This window comes from Pseudomonas sp. H2_D02 (assembly GCF_054677635.1).
This window is the reverse complement of the sequence record NZ_CP162816.1, coordinates 3,018,395-3,035,680: the sequence shown is the minus strand read 5'-3', so window position 1 is coordinate 3,035,680 and position 17,286 is coordinate 3,018,395. Positions and strand designations below refer to the sequence as shown.

General features: G+C 62.6%; 16 protein-coding genes and 1 pseudogene. 11 read left to right on the top strand and 6 right to left on the bottom strand.

Annotated elements, in window-relative coordinates:
* Positions 1-31: 31 nt before the first annotated feature.
* Both AB4N42_RS14085 and AB4N42_RS14080 read right to left on the bottom strand, forming a co-directional pair.
* Positions 32-271, bottom strand: coding sequence for a hypothetical protein (locus AB4N42_RS14085; protein WP_030141385.1), 240 nt, complete (start codon positions 269-271; stop codon positions 32-34).
* Positions 264-1,049 (bottom strand): MlaA family lipoprotein, encoded by a 786-nt coding sequence (locus AB4N42_RS14080; RefSeq protein WP_460116329.1) that lies wholly within the window; start codon positions 1,047-1,049, stop codon positions 264-266. Before AB4N42_RS14080 ends, AB4N42_RS14085 begins: the two co-directional genes overlap by 8 nt.
* 366 nt (positions 1,050-1,415) lie before the next feature.
* On the opposite strand from AB4N42_RS14080, the gene AB4N42_RS14075 reads away from it, so the two are divergent.
* The 4 genes from AB4N42_RS14075 (at position 1,416) to kefC (ending at position 5,922) form a co-directional block, all read left to right on the top strand.
* Positions 1,416-2,126, top strand: a complete 711-nt coding sequence (locus AB4N42_RS14075; RefSeq protein WP_030141383.1) for a response regulator — start codon at positions 1,416-1,418, stop codon at positions 2,124-2,126.
* A complete protein-coding gene (locus AB4N42_RS14070; RefSeq protein ID WP_460116328.1) occupies positions 2,123-3,472 on the top strand; it encodes a sensor histidine kinase in 1,350 nt (449 codons plus the stop codon). The genes AB4N42_RS14075 and AB4N42_RS14070 overlap by 4 nt, the downstream gene beginning before the upstream one ends.
* Before the next feature lie 100 nt (positions 3,473-3,572).
* A complete protein-coding gene (gene kefF, locus AB4N42_RS14065; RefSeq protein WP_460116327.1) occupies positions 3,573-4,094 on the top strand; it encodes a glutathione-regulated potassium-efflux system oxidoreductase KefF in 522 nt (173 codons plus the stop codon).
* A 1-nt stretch (position 4,095) separates the two neighbouring features.
* The gene (gene kefC, locus AB4N42_RS14060) at positions 4,096-5,922 is read left to right on the top strand and encodes a glutathione-regulated potassium-efflux system protein KefC (RefSeq protein WP_460116326.1); all 1,827 of its coding nucleotides are present in this window, start codon (positions 4,096-4,098) and stop codon (positions 5,920-5,922) included.
* A 166-nt stretch (positions 5,923-6,088) separates the two neighbouring features.
* Here the strand turns inward: kefC and AB4N42_RS14055 are convergent, their stop codons facing one another.
* Positions 6,089-6,955, bottom strand: a complete 867-nt coding sequence (locus AB4N42_RS14055) for an aldo/keto reductase family oxidoreductase (protein WP_460116325.1) — start codon at positions 6,953-6,955, stop codon at positions 6,089-6,091.
* Positions 6,956-7,056: 101 nt separating this feature from the next.
* On the opposite strand from AB4N42_RS14055, the pseudogene AB4N42_RS14050 reads away from it, so the two are divergent.
* From AB4N42_RS14050 to AB4N42_RS14025, 6 genes and pseudogenes are all read left to right on the top strand, one after another.
* Positions 7,057-7,954 (top strand): annotated as a pseudogene (locus AB4N42_RS14050) (LysR family transcriptional regulator); the annotation flags it as partial.
* Between the two features lie 637 nt (positions 7,955-8,591).
* Complete coding sequence (locus tag AB4N42_RS14045) at positions 8,592-9,275, top strand: SOS response-associated peptidase family protein (protein WP_460116324.1); 684 nt, start codon at positions 8,592-8,594, stop codon at positions 9,273-9,275.
* A gap of 16 nt (positions 9,276-9,291) precedes the next feature.
* The gene (locus tag AB4N42_RS14040) at positions 9,292-10,173 is read left to right on the top strand and encodes an NmrA family NAD(P)-binding protein (RefSeq protein ID WP_030141376.1); all 882 of its coding nucleotides are present in this window, start codon (positions 9,292-9,294) and stop codon (positions 10,171-10,173) included.
* 70 nt (positions 10,174-10,243) lie between these two features.
* Complete coding sequence (locus AB4N42_RS14035) at positions 10,244-10,624, top strand: RidA family protein (protein WP_460116323.1); 381 nt, start codon at positions 10,244-10,246, stop codon at positions 10,622-10,624.
* A 545-nt stretch (positions 10,625-11,169) separates the two neighbouring features.
* The gene (locus AB4N42_RS14030; RefSeq protein ID WP_030141374.1) at positions 11,170-11,505 is read left to right on the top strand and encodes a DUF6124 family protein; all 336 of its coding nucleotides are present in this window, start codon (positions 11,170-11,172) and stop codon (positions 11,503-11,505) included.
* Positions 11,506-11,736: 231 nt separating this feature from the next.
* Entirely contained in the window at positions 11,737-13,500 is a 1,764-nt protein-coding gene (locus tag AB4N42_RS14025; protein WP_460116322.1) for an L-lactate permease, read from the top strand.
* A gap of 99 nt (positions 13,501-13,599) precedes the next feature.
* Here AB4N42_RS14025 and AB4N42_RS14020 read toward each other — a convergent pair whose 3' ends face one another.
* The gene (locus AB4N42_RS14020) at positions 13,600-13,935 is read right to left on the bottom strand and encodes a hypothetical protein (protein ID WP_030141372.1); all 336 of its coding nucleotides are present in this window, start codon (positions 13,933-13,935) and stop codon (positions 13,600-13,602) included.
* Between the two features lie 247 nt (positions 13,936-14,182).
* On the opposite strand from AB4N42_RS14020, the gene AB4N42_RS14015 reads away from it, so the two are divergent.
* On the top strand, positions 14,183-14,839 hold the full coding sequence (locus AB4N42_RS14015; protein ID WP_030141371.1) for a polysaccharide lyase family 7 protein: 657 nt from the start codon (positions 14,183-14,185) through the stop codon (positions 14,837-14,839).
* A gap of 18 nt (positions 14,840-14,857) precedes the next feature.
* On the opposite strand, the gene AB4N42_RS14010 is transcribed toward AB4N42_RS14015, so the two are convergent.
* Both AB4N42_RS14010 and AB4N42_RS14005 read right to left on the bottom strand, forming a co-directional pair.
* On the bottom strand, positions 14,858-16,090 hold the full coding sequence (locus AB4N42_RS14010; protein WP_460116320.1) for a nucleoside permease: 1,233 nt from the start codon (positions 16,088-16,090) through the stop codon (positions 14,858-14,860).
* 159 nt (positions 16,091-16,249) lie between these two features.
* Positions 16,250-17,272 (bottom strand): sugar phosphate isomerase/epimerase family protein, encoded by a 1,023-nt coding sequence (locus AB4N42_RS14005; protein ID WP_236010276.1) that lies wholly within the window; start codon positions 17,270-17,272, stop codon positions 16,250-16,252.
* Positions 17,273-17,286 lie beyond the last annotated feature (14 nt).

Below are 17,286 nucleotides of genomic sequence, written 5' to 3'. Positions count from 1 at the left end.
GGCTCAAAGACACCGGGGCCGTCGACCTTCGTCACGGCGCCTCCCTCCGCTCACCGTTATTGATCATCCAGCGAATCATGCTCGCCAACGGCACCCGATAGTGCTGGGTTGCGCATTGGCCGGCCTGCTGCGGGTCGTACCATTCGACGTAGCGGCTGAACAGCACATGGCGGCCGTCCTCGGCCACCCGCAGCTCCATTTCGCGGCAATGCAACATTCCCTGATCGAGGGTTTTTACCCGTCGATGCAGGACCAGCGCCTGGCTATTCATTCGCGGCGCCCTCTTCCCCACATCGTGGAGCGTCCTGGACGGAACCCAACTTTCCTTGCGCGACAAAATCGGCACGGCGCTGGGCGATGGCGTCGCGAAGCGCCACGTAGTAATCAGGCTGGGTCTGCAGCTTGTCGGTGAGCGGCAACGCCTCCGCGCGGCCATCGACGACGCCACCCACGGTCTTGATCGTACCCAGTGTCTCGACGGTATCGCTGTTGTCGCCGAACGGATCGACCGCAAAGCTCACCACCTTGCCGGTCGCGTCCCTCAGGTTGGCGGTGCCCAGCAGCGGCAGCTCGACGATCGGTCCGGGAGCGATGTTCCAGACGCCAAACGTCTGGCCGAAATCGGACTCGTGGCGTTCGATGCCCAGCTTGCCCGACACATCGATCAAGCCGACGATACCCACCGTGGTGTTAATGGCAAAACGGCCCAGTGTGTTGACCGAACGCTGCCCGTTGCCTTGCAGCAAATCGTTGATGAACACCTTGGGCTCGCCGAAGTTGGCGACGAAGTTGTGCACGCCGGCCTGGAGCATGTCCGGCAATTTGCGATACCCACGGGCGATCGGGGCCAGGGCGTAATCGTCGACGGTGCGGTTGAAGGCGAAAATGCCACGGTTCACCGGTTCGGCTGGATCATGGACGGCGAAGGGCACGCTCTCGCAACTGCCTGGCGTGGCAGTGGGCGTACTGCTGCAACCGCTGGCGAGTGCCGCCAGCGCGACGAGGACGGTGGATCGGACAAGCAACGGCGCGGGTTTGGTGATCGGCATGCGGGGCTATCTCGGGGAGGAATGGGGACGATACCAATCAGCCAATGACGCGGTTCCTGTGGCGAGGGGATTTATCCCCGCTGGGTTGCGAAGCGACCCCAAAACCAGGCACCACGGTACGTCTGGTTCATTGAGTCAACAGCTTTGGGGCTGCTTCGCAACCCAGCGGGGATAAATCCCCTCGCCACGGGTTCCGTTTGCCATCGTCTAACCAACTGGAATCGACCCCATCCTGCCGCCGTTTTCTTGCCCACAGATTTCCGGATTATTGCTCTCCGGCAGCTTTGTTTCCGGATTGAAATATATGACGCAAGCCCCGGATTGCCCCTAGTATTCCACCCGTATTCATTGCCCGACGTGACCCCCGTGAGCCATTTACTCCTGGTGGACGACGACCTCGAAGTCCTCGCCCTCCTGCGCAAATTCCTCGAACAACATGGCTATAGCGTCGAAGTCGCCGCCGACGGCAAAGCGCTGTGGCAAGCGGTGGAACGCCGACAGCCGGACCTGATCATCCTCGACGTGATGCTGCCGGGCGACAACGGACTGGTGCTCTGCCAGCGCCTGCGCACCGAGCACCGGGTCGGGATCATCATGCTCACCGCCATGGGCGAGTTGAGCGACCGCGTCGTCGGCCTGGAAATGGGCGCCGACGACTACCTGACCAAACCCTTCGACGCCCGTGAGTTGCTGGCCCGGGTGCGCGCCGTCCTCCGGCGCACCGGTGAAGCCAGGGGCGCCCTGGGCGACTTGACCCGCCCGGTCCTGGAATTCGACGGCTGGCAACTGGACGTCACCCGCCGCGAGTTGCGCTCCCCCGACAAGGTCATGATTCCCCTGTCCAGCGGCGAGTTCGAACTGCTGCTGGTCTTCGTCGAACATCCACGTCGGGTGCTCAGCCGCCAGCAACTGCTGGACCTGGCCCGTGGCGAAACCTTCGATGCGTTCGACCGCAGCATCGACGTGCAGGTCAGCCGACTGCGTCGCAAGCTGGAGACCGACGTCACGGGCCCGTCGATGATCCGCACCGTCCGCAACAGCGGCTACTTGTTCAGCCCCCACGTGGTGAAGCGATGACACCGGGCGGCACGAAGGTGTCTCGACCACGGGACACCGTGGCGCGGTGGATCGCCTTGACCACGATGGTGGCGATGCTGACGTTGCTGGCCCTCAACGAATTGTTCGGGGTATTGGCCGGTGCCTGGGCGCGCCCTCCCCTGATGGAAACCGGCCTGATGGACAAGGCCGCGGCAATCACGCGCATCATCGATTCCGCCGCTCCCGGGCAACGCCACGACATCGCCAAGACCGCCAGCGACCCGGGGCTCAGCGTGCAATGGTTGCAGCGCTATGAGGACGCGCGGTTGCCAGTCATCGGGGACCCGGAGTTCAGTGAAGGCTCGGTTTTCCTGCGCCGGCAATTGAACAGGCCCGACGCCCGAATCGAGGCCTATGAGCCGGACGATTGGCCAACCAAGGATAATCCTGACAGGCGCTACGCGGTGATCATCGAGCTGACCGACCACACCTGGGTCATATTCTCGGTGTCATCCCGCAGTTGGGGCCTGGGGGAATGGCAACGCAACCTGATCATCATCGCGCTGATCCTGCTCTCAACCTTGATCGTCGCCCTGATCGCCACACGACACCTGGCGACACCCCTGGAGCACTTTGCCGAGGGCGCCCGGCGCTTCGGCGTGGACTTCCGGGCGCCACCGATCCCAGTCGTGGGCCCCTATGAAATCCGCCAGGCGATCCTCGCGTTCAACGCCATGCAGGCCCAGCTCAAGCACTTCGTCCAGGATCGCACGCAGATGCTCGCGGCCATCTCCCACGACCTGCGCGCACCGTTGACCCGCATGCGCCTGCGCGGGGAATTCATCGAGGACGCCGACCAGCAATCGAAGCTGTTCAGGGACGTCGACGAAATGCAGGCAATGGTCAACGCCGCACTGGAATTCTTCCGCGACGAAGCACGCCTTGAACACGCCACGGCATTTGATCTGGCTGAGCTGCTGCACACCGTCGTCGATGACTTCAGGGACGCCGGCACCGAAGTGTCGTTCGAAGGCGCCCAGCGTTTTGTCTATGTCGGCCGGCCCATCGGGATCAAGCGTGCGCTGACCAACCTGATCGACAACGCGGTCAAATATGGCAGCGAGCCCGGCGTTCGTTTGAAAGCCTTCGCCGATTGCGTCGAGATCCGCGTCGTCGACCGCGGGCCGGGCATCGCGCCTCACTACCAAGAGCAGGTATTCGCGCCGTTCTTTCGCGTCGAGGGCTCGCGCAACAAGAACACCGGCGGCGTCGGCCTGGGCCTGTCGGCGGCACGGGCGACGGTGCTGGAGCATGGCGGGACACTGGTGCTCAGGAATCGACGCGATGGCGGCCTGGAAGCCAGGGTCTCGCTGCCGCTCAATTGACCCCGGCGAGGCGCGCTGAAGAACGATGCCCTAAAACCCACGCGATTTCGGTAGGATGTCCGGCCTTTTGACCCGGACCCTGTCTCGTGGAATTGCCTCGATGATCCTGATCGTTTACGCCCATCCCTACCCCGACCAGTCGCGCGTCAACCAGCAGATGCTCAAGCGCGCGTCCGCCAATCCGGACGTGGTCATACGGTCGCTCTACGATCTCTACCCAGACTTCGCCATCGACGTCGAGGCGGAACAGCGCGCCGTCGAACAGGCACAACTGGTCGTGCTCCAGCATCCGATGTACTGGTACAGCATGCCGCCCCTCCTGAAATTGTGGATCGACAAAGTCTTCACCCATGGCTGGGCCTACGGCAAAGGCACCACCGCCCTCAATGGCAAGGGCCTGCTGTGGGCCGTGACCACGGGTGGCGAGCGGGAACATTTCCAGATCGGCGCGTACCCGGACTTTTCGGCGCTGGCCCAGCCGCTCCACGCCACGGCCCTTTATTGCCACATGCGTTGGCTGGAGCCGGTCGTCGTGCACGGCGCGTATGCCGCCGAGTCCGAAGCCCAACGCGCACAAATCGAACACTACGGCGCACGCCTGGCCTCTTGGAAGGAAGATTGAGATGGAGACGCACAGCCTGATCGAAATGCTCATCTACCTGGCCTCGGCAACGCTGATCGTGCCGATTGCCGTGCGCTTCGGCCTGGGCCCGGTGTTGGGTTACCTGCTGGCCGGCTGCGTGATCGGCCCGTGGGGGCTCAAGCTAATCACCGATGTGAAGGCGATCCTGGAATTCGCCGAAATCGGCGTCGTGCTGATGCTGTTCATCATCGGCCTTGAGCTTGATCCCAAGCGCCTGTGGGCGCTGCGCCGGATGGTGTTCGGCGGCGGCGCCTTGCAGATGCTGGCCTGCGGCGGCGCGATCGCGGCGTTCTGCGCGGCCTTGGGTTTGAACTGGACGGCAGCGCTACTGGTCGGCCTGACGTTGAGCCTGTCCTCCACGGCCATCGCCATGCAAGCGATGAGCGAACGCAACCTGACCGCCACCGCCGTCGGGCGCAGCAGTTTTGCAGTGCTGTTGTTTCAGGACATCGCGGCCATTCCCCTGGTCGCCATGATCCCGCTGTTGTCGGCCCACGGCGAAACTCCGTCAGGCATGGCCTTGGCGCTATCGATCGTGAAGATCGTCGCCGCCATCAGCGTCGTCGTGCTGCTCGGACGCTACGTGACGCGACCGCTGCTGCGTTTCGCCGCGCGCTCAGGCCTGCGGGAGATCTTCAGTGCCGTGGCGCTGTTCCTGGTGTTCGGTTTCGGGTTTCTGCTCGAAGAAGCCGGCCTGTCGATGGCCATGGGCGCGTTCCTCGCCGGAGTCTTGTTGGCGAGTTCCGAATACCGCCATGCCCTGGAGAGCGACATCGAGCCGTTCAAAGGTCTGCTGCTGGGGCTATTCTTCATCGGCGTCGGCATGTCGATCGATTTCGGCACGCTGATCAACGCACCGCTGAAAGTCATCACCCTGACCCTGGGCTTCATCCTGATCAAACTGCTGGTGATCAAGACCGTTAGCCGCTTCCTCAACGTCCCCGCCGGCCAGCGCTCCTGGCAAGCGGTGCTGCTCGGCCAGGGCAGCGAATTCGCTTTCGTGGTGTTCGGCGCCGCGACCTTGGCCGGCATTCTCACCGACCAATGGGGCAAGAGCCTGACGCTGGCGGTAGCCCTGTCCATGTGCCTGACGCCGCTGCTGATCCTGCTGCTGGACCGAATAGAGTCGGCCACCAAGAAGGACAGTCAGGAATCCGACCTCGTCGATCAGCAGAATCCACGGGTGATCATCGCCGGCTTCGGTCGTTTCGGGCAGATCGCCGGGCGCTTGCTGATGTCCTGCGGCGTCGAGGTGGTGGTTCTGGATCATGACCCCGACAACATCGAGACGCTGCGCAAGTTCGGCGTAAAAGTGTTCTACGGCGACGCCACGCGCCTGGATCTGCTCCACGCGGCCGGCGCGGCCCAGGCGGTGGTGCTGATCAATGCGATAGACGACCAGCAGGACAACCTGACGCTGACCCGCATGGCCCAGGAATATTTCCCCGGGTTGAAACTGATCGTGCGGGCGCGGGACATGGCGCACCTGATCACCCTGCGGCAACTGGGCGTGGAAAGCGCCGAGCGGGAAACGTTCGAAAGCGCGCTGGCATTGGGTCGCAGCGCGTTGGTGCAGATGGGCGTCGGCGCGTACGAGGCGCGCGAGCGCGCCGATCAGTTCCGTCGCCTCAACCTGCGCATGCTCGAGGAAATCGTCGCCCAGCCGGAAGACGACCTCAAGTTCCGGCACGACGCCTACCGCCGCGCCAATGCGCTGCTCACCGAGATGTTCAACGAAGACCGCCAGCGACCGATTGACAGTTGGCCTGAACATCACCGAAACGAGACGGAAAAAAGCGACGGCTAGATCTTGATACAGCCCGTCTGAAGTATCCGTGGCGAGGGAGCTTGCTCCCGCTCGATTGCGCAGCAATCGCACGATCTTGGGTCTGCTGCGCAGCCCAGCGGGAGCAAGCTCCCTCGCCACGGGTGTCAGCCATTTACCCGCGCGCCATGATCGCCGGCGCGCGTCTTCAGTCAACCAACCCATCCAACTCGGCCAGCATCTGCGTCGGGATCTTCAGCTCACTCGCCGAGAGGTTTTCCCGCAGGTGCGCCACCGACGAGGTGCCGGGAATCAGCAGGATGTTCGGCGCACGTTGCAGCAACCACGCCAGCGCGACACACAACGGCGACGCCTCCAGGCGCGCCGCTACGCTCGACAGGGTTTGCGACTGCAGCGGCGTAAACCCACCCAATGGGAAAAACGGCACGTAGGCGATGCCTTGCTTGCCCAGCTCGGCAATCAGTTGTTCGTCGTCACGATGGGTCAGGTTGTAGTGATTCTGCACGCACACCACCTTCGCGATGCCCTGGGCCTGCTTGACCTGGGACGCCGTGACGTTGCTCAGGCCCAAATGCCGGATCAAGCCCTGGCGCTGCAATTCGGCCAGTGCCGAGAATTGTTCCTCGATGTCGTCATCGGCGGGTGCATGCAGATTGCCCCAGGCGCGCAGGTTGACCACTTCCAACACATCCACGCCGAGGTTGCGTAAGTTGTCATGGACGGCGCGGGTCAACTCGGCCGGGCTGTGGGCCGGGTTCCACGACGCATCTGCACCGCGCACGGCGCCAACCTTGGTCACGATGACCAGATTCTCGGCGTAAGGGTGCAACGCTTCACGAATCAACCGGTTAGTGACATGGGGCCCGTAGAAGTCGGCGGTGTCGATATGGTTGACGCCCGCCGCCACCGCTTCGCGCAGCACGGCGATGGCCGCTGCCGGATCCTTGGGCGGCCCGAAGACCTGGGGCCCCGCCAGTTGCATCGCGCCATAGCCCATGCGCTTGACCGCACGATCGCCCAGTTGAAAAGTCCCTGCGGTGTCTGCCCTGCTCATCTCGTACCCCTTGGATTAAATGTGCCTGGGCCGACTATAGGCGTTGACCACTCCACTGATAATCGGGTGCAATCCGAACGGGTTGTACGGCGGAGAGAACAATGGCGACGGATATCCAGGACTTGCTGTCCTTTGTGGCGGTGGTAAATGCGGGTGGGTTTCGTGAAGGCGCGCGGCTCAGCGGCAAATCCGCGTCCAGCCTCAGCGATGCTGTACGCCGCATCGAAAGCCGCCTTGGCGTGCGCCTGCTCAACCGCACCACCCGCAGCGTGGTGCCGACCGAGGCCGGCGCGCGGTTGATGGAACGCATCGTGCCGGCCCTGGGCGAAGTCGAATCGGCGCTGGACGTGGTCAACGATTTTCGCGACCGCCCCTCAGGCACCCTCAGGCTGAACGTGCCGGTCAGCGCCGCCCGGCTGGTGCTGCCCGCGATCATCGCGCCGTTCTTGAAAAGCTACCCCGACATCAGACTGGAAGTGGTCACCGAGGAGAGTTTCGTCGACATGCTCGCGGCCGGGTGTGACAGCCGGCATTCGCTACGACGAACGCCTTGAGCAGGACATGATCGCCATCCCCATCGGCCCGCGCTTGCAGCGCTTCGCCACCGCCGCCTCGCCGGCATACCTCGACGCCCGGGGCCGGCCCGAGCACCCGCGGGATCTGCTTCGGCACGCGTGCCTGGCCGGCAAGTTTCCCAGCGGGGCCATGCCGCTCTGGGAGTATGAACGTGACGGGGAAACCATCAGCGTCGAGCCGAACGGCCCGTTGATCGTGCGCATCGGCGGCGCCATGGACCTGGCGGTACAAGCGGCCATCGACGGCCTGGGTGTTGTCCATTTGTTCGAGGATTGGCTGCGGCCGTACCTCGACAGCGGCGAACTCGAGCCGGTACTTGAACCATGGTGGCAGCGCTTTACCGGACCGTTCCTCTACTATCCCGGCCGCCGCTACCTGCCCTCGCCGCTACGGGCATTCGTGGACTTTATCAATCAGAACCGGGGCGAAACGAACAACACCGTCCACTGTGGGAGCGAGCCTGCTCGCGAAGGCGCTAAGCACATCCAACATCTCCACACACTGAACCACCGCTTTCGCGAGCAGGCTCCCTCCCACAAAGGTTCTGCGCCGTGCCCGCGTCCAACAAACAACACTGCTCACTGTGGGAGCGAGCTTGCTCGCGATGGCGGCAGTACATTCAACATCCCCGCAAACTGAACCACCGCTATCGCGAGCAAGCTCGCTCCCACAAAGGTTCTGCGCCGTGCCCGCGTCCAACAAACAACACTGCTCACTGTGGGAGCGAGCTTGCTCGCGATGGCGGCAGTACATTCAACATCCCCGCAAACTGAACCACCGCTTTCGCGAGCAAGCTCGCTCCCACAAAGGTTCTGCGCCGTGCCCGCGTCCAACAAACAACACTGCTCACTGTGGGAGCGAGCTTGCTCGCGAAGACGGTGGTTGATTCCCCCCACTGCCCGCTCGTCTCCCCGTCGCAAGGATTTTCGAACCAAGCATATCGCCACGGCTCGGACCTACATAACACCGCCGCAAGCCACCGTGCTGCGCTTCGACAAGCACGGTTTCGACGGCGGGATCATCAAGGTTCCTTTGCGCTTTGCTGCCGGGAGTTTTCGCTATGTGTGACGGTCTTGTTCAACACGTTTCTTCCAAGGACTCCCTGGCATATTTCGACCAGCGAGACATTTCCGGCGGTCATTTCGGGACAAGCCTGACGCCCGTGGAATTGTGCGTGGCCACCCCGCCGAAGACGCAGCCGCGACACGGCATGATCGCGCCAAACATGCAGGTCAGCGCCATCCGCCGTCGTGGTGGGCGCCTGGAGTGCATCAAGGTTCGCTGGGGCTGGTCGCCCATCTGGTCGGTGGGAACAATGCCTCCGCTGACGCACCTGCCGTTGCACCTGGTGATGCGCTCCAAGGTGTTCGACCAGATCAAGCGCGAGGGCCGCGTGCTGGTGGCGGTGGACGGCTGGTATGAATCGCCGGAACCGACCACGCCTCACCAGGCACAGCGTCCTGCCTACGTGACCTCCCGGCAATCGACTCCGATCTTCATTGCCGCCCTGGCCCAGGCCTGCGAAAACCCCCTGGGCTGCGACGGCTTGGCCCTGGTGACCTATGGCGACATCGCAAGCCAGCAGCAGCGCCTGTTGGCGTTCAACGCAGAAGACGCACTCGAATGGCTGGCGCCTGACCTGGGTTGGGAGCAGGCGCAGCAACTGATCGAGCGCATGAATGCCACGCCGCCGCACCTTGAACCGGGGGTGACCGTTCAACGCCCGGCCCAGGGCGGCCTTTGATCTGGAAGATGAAGCCATGTACGTAATCATGGGTGCCACGGGGCACGTTGGATCGGCCACGGCCCGAGCCTTACTGGCGCCAGGGCATGCGGTGATTGTCATGACCCGCAACGCCAGCCACGCCACGGAATGGCACGCCAGGGGCGCTCAGATCGTCGAAGCGCATGCTGAAAACGTCGAGTCACTGCGCGCCGCCTTTCAACTTGGGCGCAGGGCGTTCATTCTCAACCCGTCGGCGGCCCCCAGTACCGATACCGATGTGGTGGAACGAGGCACCGTCGCCAATATCCTGTCCGCCCTTGATGGCTCGGGGCTTGAGAAAATCGTGGTGCAATCCACCGCTGGCGCCCAGCCCGGCGAACGTATCGGCGATCTCAGCGTCTTGTGGGAACTGGAAGAAGGCTTGCGCAACCAGCCTATCCCGGCGGCGATCAATCGCGGCGCCTATTACATGAGCAACTGGGACAGCCTGCTCGACACCGTCCGAGATACCGGCAAGCTCCCCACGCTATTTCCCGCCGACCTGGCCTTTCCCATGGTGGCGCCTCGGGACCTGGGCGAAGTGGCGGCCGCACGGATGCTATCGTCGATTGACGACGTTGGCGTGCGTCACGTGCAAGGACCTCGCCTGTATTCGCCCAACGATGTGGCGCAGGCTTTTTCCAAGGCCCTCGGCCGGCCGGTCGAGGTCCAGGTGATACCCAGGGACCAATGGGAAAGCGCCTTCCAGCGCCTCGGTTTCAGTCTCGCCGCGGCGCAATCCTATGCGCGCATGAGCGCCGTCAGCCTCGACAGCGGCTTCGATGTGGGCGATGACGCGGCCCTGCACGGCACCACGACGCTGGAGGTCTACATTGAGGCGCTGGTGCAGCGCAGCGGCCTGGGAGCACTGGGATAACGGAATGCAGGAACGTTGCAGCAATGGGCGCTAAACTGCCGCGGTCTTTTTTTCCAGCATGAGGTTTTGCATGAGCAACCCAGACATCACGTTCACCCCCGACCCGGACGCAGACTCCATCTCCTCCGACGTCGCCGGCTTCGGCAGCTTGCTGGTTTCCACGCAAATCCCGACCCGCGCCGACGGCAGCCTGGAACTGGGCGACATCACGGCGCAAAGCGAGTGCACGTTGCAGGCGCTCAAGATTGCCCTGGAACGTGCTGGCAGTTCCATGGACCGCGTGCTGCACCTGACCATCTACCTCACCGACATGGCTGACCGCGCAGCCTTCAACGAAGTCTACAAACGCTTCTTCGCGAAGCCGTGGCCAGTGCGCGCGGCTGTCGGCGTGGCGGCGCTGGCGGTCGAGGGGATGCGGGTGGAAGTGACGGCGATGGCGGCGAAGGGCTGAACCGCACACCTCAGACAAGCGAGGAGCTTTTGTGGCGAGGGGATTTATCCCCGCTGGACTGCGCAGCAGTCCCAATAGCAGTCACCTCGGTGTGTCAGGCTTATCTCCATCCACCTCTTTGGGGCGGCTTCGCCACCCAGCGGGGATAAATCCCCTCGCCACGGGTTCTGTGTTTACTCATCTTTTCAGCCTACAGAGGGCTGTGTTTATTCGGTTGTAGGATCCTTCGCGTTCGGGCTACGTCGTCTTGCGCCGTTACCTACAACTACGCCAGAATCCGCCGGCTTGTGCGCCTTGGGGCCGGGCTTTACTGTTGCTCGGTCGCTGAAAATCAGCGATCGGGTTTGGTAGCCCGGCTTCTACATGACGCACAGCTTCACTGTTTCAGTTGCCCTTGCGCATCTGTATCAATGGTGGCCATGCGTAGGGCGTCTTCGGGCGCGCCGGTGTTCATGTGGACCGGTCTACCAACCTTCGTATGGCCGCCACCCTTCGTTTGGTAGCGAGGGTGAAGGCTCCTCTGAATTCCACATGAGACCTTCATTATGTTCAAAGTAACCCCGAATCCTCCCGACACCGATCCAGCCGACGCGAAGGCATTCGACGAAGCCGCCGACCGCGCCCTCGATTACTACCTCAAGCCTAAACCCAGCAAACCAACACCCGACCCCAGTCAACTGTTCACCGTGATCAACGGCGTGGGCAACGAAGCCCTGCTCGCCAACCTCAGCGAAACCCTCGCCTCGGCCAATGCGATGATCAATGACCTGGCGTTCGACCTGGACAGTTCGCGACGACACGTTGCGCTGGGCATCCTGCAACTGATCGAAATGGGCGCAATGCTGGCCAACCGTGCGCTGGACAACGTCGAAGCGCGCTAGCCGCCGTTGCACATCCCCTTTGTGGCGAGGGGATTCATCCCCGCTGGACTGCGCAGCAGTCCCAAGTTTTTTGCCAATGCATAAATTTTGGGGCGGCTTCGCCACCCAGCGGGGATAAATCCCCTCGCCACAAAGGGAGTTGCGTGCAATCCAGGGACAAATCCCCGCCTATACTTCTCTGCCAATCCCCCCGGGGCCTGCACTTCCAACAATAAAAAGCAGAGGTGGAACATGGTCTGGCAACAAGTCTACGATCCCTTCGGTAATGCGGTGCTGTCGACGTTCCTGGCGGCGGTTCCGGTGGTAGTGATGCTGGCGTCCCTGGCGTTCTTTCATGTCAAGGCGCACCTCGCGGCGTTGTACGCCCTGGCCTCGGCGTTGCTCATCGCGATTTTTGCCTTCGGCATGCCGGCCAACATGGCCGGTTCGGCGGCGCTTTATGGCGCGGCCAACGGGCTGCTGCCCATCGGCTGGATCGTGCTCAACATCATCTTCCTGCACCGGCTGACCACCGAGAACGGTTCGTTCAAGGTCCTGCAGGATTCCCTGGCGCGCATCACCGATGACCGCCGCTTGCAGCTGCTGTTGATCGCCTTTTGTTTTGGCGCGTTCTTCGAAGGCGCGGCGGGTTTCGGCACGCCGGTGGCGGTGACCGGCGCGATCCTGATCGGGCTGGGCTTTTCGCCGCTGGCCGCCTCGGGCCTGGCGTTGATCGCCAACACCGCTCCCGTCGCGTTCGGCGCCCTGGGCACGCCGATCATCACGCTGGCAAAAGTCACCGGACTGGATGAGATGGAGCTGTCGATGATGGTCGGTCGGCAACTGCCGTTCTTCTCGGTGATCGTGCCGTTCTGGCTGATCTGGGCGTTCGCCGGCTGGCGCAAGATGCTGGAGATCTGGCCGGCGATCCTGGTGGCCGGCGTCAGCTTCGCCATCCCGCAGTTCCTGGTGTCGAACTTCCACGGGCCGATGCTGGTGGACGTGATTGCCGCGCTGATCTCCATGGCGTGCCTCACCGGGTTCATCAAGGTCTGGAAACCGGCCACGGTGCATACGTCCGCGGCGCTGTCGGGCCGACACGATGATTCGAAGATCGACGCCAGCGAAGCACAGGCGCCGGTCGCCAGCGCCGCGTTTTCCAACGATGCCCGTCCTGCCGTGCTGCGCGCCTGGATGCCGTGGATCATTCTCACGGTGTTCGTGTTTGCCTGGGGCACCCAGGGCTTCAAGAACATCTTCGACACCCGCCCGGCCATCGACCCGCAGACACAATCGGCCAAGCTCGACCCACAGGGCAAACCGATGCGCGAAGCCAATCCGATCTTCTCGCCCCTGCTGACCTTCGGCACCATCCACCAGCAGATCGAAAAGGTCCCGCCCGTGGTGCCCCAGCCTAAAACCGAGGAAGCGGTCTACAAATTCAACTGGTTCACCGCCACCGGCAGCGGCATCTTTTTGGCGGCGGTTCTCGGCGGCTTGCTGATGGGCTATTCGATCCCGCAACTGGTGCGCCAATACCTGCGAACGTTATGGGTGGTGCGCTATTCATTGATCACCATCGTGGCGATGTTGGCGTTGGGTTTCCTGACGCGTTATTCGGGCCTGGACGCGACCATGGGCCTGGCGTTCGCCGCGACGGGCATTTTCTACCCGATGTTCGGCACGCTGCTGGGCTGGCTCGGCGTGGCACTGACCGGTTCGGACACGGCTTCCAACGTGCTGTTTGGCGGATTGCAGCGGGTCACGGCGGAGCAATTGGGCATCAGCCCGGTGTTGATGGCTGCCGCGAACAGTTCAGGCGGGGTGATGGGCAAGATGGTCGACGCCCAGTCGATCGTGGTCGCTTCCACCGCAACCCGTTGGTACGGTCACGAAGGGGAAATCCTGCGCTATGTGTTTTTCCACTCGGTGGTGCTGGCGATCCTGGTGGGCGGGCTGGTGACGTTGCAGGCGTATGTGGCGCCGTTCAGTCACATGGTGGTGGGCGGACGTTGACCGAGGACCGGGCATGATCGGGTTGTTGTGGCGAGGGGATTTATCCCCTCGCCACAGGCAAGCCTTTACAGCCGGTAGGCTTGCCTTTCTAGCAGGGTATTACTGAACGTTCTTCAGCTTGACCACATCACCGGACACCGAGGTGGTGTAGCCGGTCAGGACCCAGGCCCAGAACCAGTTTTCCTGGACTTGGGTGTTGATCATGGCGTCGCCGCCCTTGGCCTGGATCGCCGCGGTCTGGGCACGGACGAAACGGTTGTTCTGGCGGATCGGGATCACGCCGAACAGCAGCAGGCCGGTGGCCTTGGCTTCGCTGTGACCGACGACGGTGTATTGGCTGCTGTCGTACTGCTGGGTCTTCATCGGGGTGCCGGTGCAACCCGCCAGGACCAGGCCGAACAGTGCGCCGGCGACAACTTTGCTGATGTGGTTCATTTGAGGCTCCATGGATAAACGCCCGGGATCCATCTCTCGGGCGGCGCGTACTCTAACCGATCAGCAATAAAATGACACAACATCCTCTGCCCATTTCAGGGCTCGAAAGGCCCATGGCAGAGCCATTCGTCAGGTGCGCCTCCAGCGAAACAGACTCGCGTCGATAGCATGAAAACTACGCCACGGAAGGCAGTTTCTTGTCTTGACGACCGCCAGGTAACGGCCGGTCCCGTTGGAGGGTTTCATCATGATCGACGTAACAGTCTGGAGCGTTACCCTGCCGGTGCAAACGCCCGCGCAGGTCGTGGCGACCAAAGCCATGCCGAGTTTGAAAAACAAGTATTTCGACAATAACGGCCAGCGGATCGTCTTCTGGGCGCCCGTCACCGGCTCCCATACCGGTAACAGCAAATTCCCGCGTTCCGAACTGCGGGAAACCAGCAAGGATGGGAAGCATCGCAATTGGCGCTACAACAGCGGCACCAACACACTCAAGGGCGAACTGTCGGTCAACCAGGTGCCGTCGGAAGGCCGTGTGGTGGTGGCGCAGATTCACGCCAAGAATGCCCCGACGCCGTTGTTGAAACTGGTTTACCGCTACGAAAAGGGCACCGGCAACATTGACGTGGAATACCGGGTCAAGCCCAACGACAAAAAGAGCCCGGTGATCTACACCGTGCCCAAGGTGCCGTTGAACAAATCCTTCTCCTACACGTTGCAAATGGACAAGCAAGGCCAGCTCACGATGCTGATCGGCAGCAGCGGCAAACAGGTGAAGCTGGACAAGTCCTGGTACGGCTACGACTTCTATTTCAAGGCCGGCGTCTACACGCTGGACAACAAGGGTTATTCCAACGAAGGCGGGAAAGTGACCTACACCAAGCTGAGCGCCAGTCACAAGTGACTGACGCTCTTCCCACATTTACGCCTTGGACGGTGCCACGGCCGCTTGACGACCACTGAAGGTCAACAGGAAACCCACGAACACCACCAGCGCAAAACCGGCCGGGAACAGCCAGATGCTTTTCCAATCATGGCCGCCTTCCACCACGAAATGATCGGTCACCTGCCCCGCCACCCAGAAACCGATCAACATCCCCACGCCATAAGTCGCCAGGGTGATCAAGCCCTGGGCTGAGCTGCGCAGGTGTTTCGGCGCCTTGGCGTCGGTGTAGACCTGCCCCGAGACAAAAAAGAAGTCGTAGCAGATGCCGTGCAGGGCGATGCCGATGAACAACATGAACGCCAGCTCGCCGTTGTCGCCGTAGGCAAACAGCACGTAGCGCAACGCCCACGCCAACATCCCCACCAGTAGCGCCAACTTGATGCCGAAGCAGTGGATGAACAGCGGCAACAGCAACATGAACAGCACCTCGGACACCTGCCCGATGGCCATTTTCGCCGTCGGGTTGGTCATGCCGGTTTCGGCCAGGAAGGGATTGGCGTTCTGGTAATAAAACGCCAGGGGGATGCAGATCAGGATCGAGGCGATGAAGAACACCAGGTAGCTGCGATCCTTGAGCAGGCCCAACGCATCGAGCCCCAGGGATTGCTTGATGCCGCTCGCACTCGCCTGCTCCTTGAGCGGTGACGTGGCGGGGAGCGTAAAACTGTAGAGTCCGAGGACCAGCGAGGCGATGGCCGCCATCAGAAAGGTGTTGCGCAAGCCACCGGATGCAATCGCCTCGCGCGAATCCCAGGCGAACACGAAGCTGATCACCACGCCCGCGGCGATCCAGCCCAGGGTGCCCCAGACCCGGATGCGTGAGAACTCCAGCGCCGGGTCGCGCATTTGCCGGAAGGCCACGGAATTGACCAGGGCCAGCGTCGGCATGTAGATCACCATGTAGGCCAGCACGAAGGGGTAGAACGCGCCGAAATCCACCGCCGAATAAAGCTGATACAGCAACACCGCGCCCACCAGGTGCAACACCGCCAGGATGCGCTCGGCGTTGAAGTAGCGGTCGGCGATCAGGCCGATCACGAACGGCGCGATGATCGCCCCCCAGGACTGGGTGGCGAAGGCCATGCCGACCTGCCCGCCACTGGCTTGCAGCGTGCTGGACAGGAACGTGCCGAGGGTGACGAACCAGCCACCCCAGATAAAGAACTGCAGGAACATCATCACGCTGAGGCGTGCGTTTATCGTGGTCATGGCTGTCACCGTCTTGTTGTTCTTGTGAAATTTGAAGCCTCGTTTAGAGCACTTTGTGGCGAGGGGATTTATCCCCGCTCGGTTGCGAAGCGACCGCAAAAATTTGGGGGGCGGCTGCGCAGCCCAGCGGGGATAAATCCCCTCGCCACAAGGGTTACGTCATCGCATTGGGGGCAACCCCAACAACCGCCGGTTGGATGCCTCATCCGCCGTGACTCCGGCAAAATCATCGAACGCCTTGGCCGTCTTGTTGATCATGTGCCGCTGGATGAACGCCGCGCCCTCGGCCGCGCCCTGTTGCGAATCCTTCAGGCAGCACTCCCACTCCAGCACCGCCCAGCCATCAAAGCCGTATTGGGTCAGCTTGCTGAAAATCGCCTTGAAATCGATCTGCCCATCGCCGAGGGAACGGAACCGGCCCGGGCGATCCACCCAGCCCTGGTAGCCGCCATAGACACCGGAGCGGGCGTCGGGGCGAAACTCGGCGTCCTTGACGTGGAACATGCGGATGCGCGCGTGGTAGCGGTCGATGAAGCCCAGGTAATCCATCTGTTGCAGCAACAAGTGGCTGGGATCGTAGAGAATCGCGGCCCGTGGATGATGGTCGACCGCCTCGAGGAAGCGCTCGAACGAGGCGCCGTCGTGCAGGTCTTCGCCGGGGTGGATTTCGTAGCACAGGTCCACGCCCGCCGCATCGAAGCAATCGAGGATCGGCCGCCAGCGCCGGGCCAGTTCGGCAAAGCCTTGCTCGACCAGGCCCGAGGGGCGCTGCGGCCACGGGTAGATGTACGGCCACAGCAACGCACCGGAAAACGTCGCGTGGGCCTTGAGGCCCAGGCGCTGGCTGGCGCGGGCGGCCAGCTTCAGTTGCTCGATGGCCCACTCGGTACGCGCCTGGGGCTGGCCGCGCAGGTGGGCCGGGGCGAAGTCGTCAAACAACGCATCGAACGCCGGATGCACCGCCACCAATTGGCCTTGCAAGTGCGTCGACAATTCGCTGATCTCGACGCCGGCCGCTGCGCACGTGGCCTTGAGTTCGTCGCAATAGGCCTGGCTCTCGGCGGCCCGGGCCAAGTCGATGTAACGCGTGCCCAGCGTCGGCACCTGGATGGCTTTGTAGCCCTGCGAAGCGGCCCATCGGGCGATATTCGCCAAGCTGTCGAACGGCGCTTCGTCGGCCATGAACTGCGCCAGGA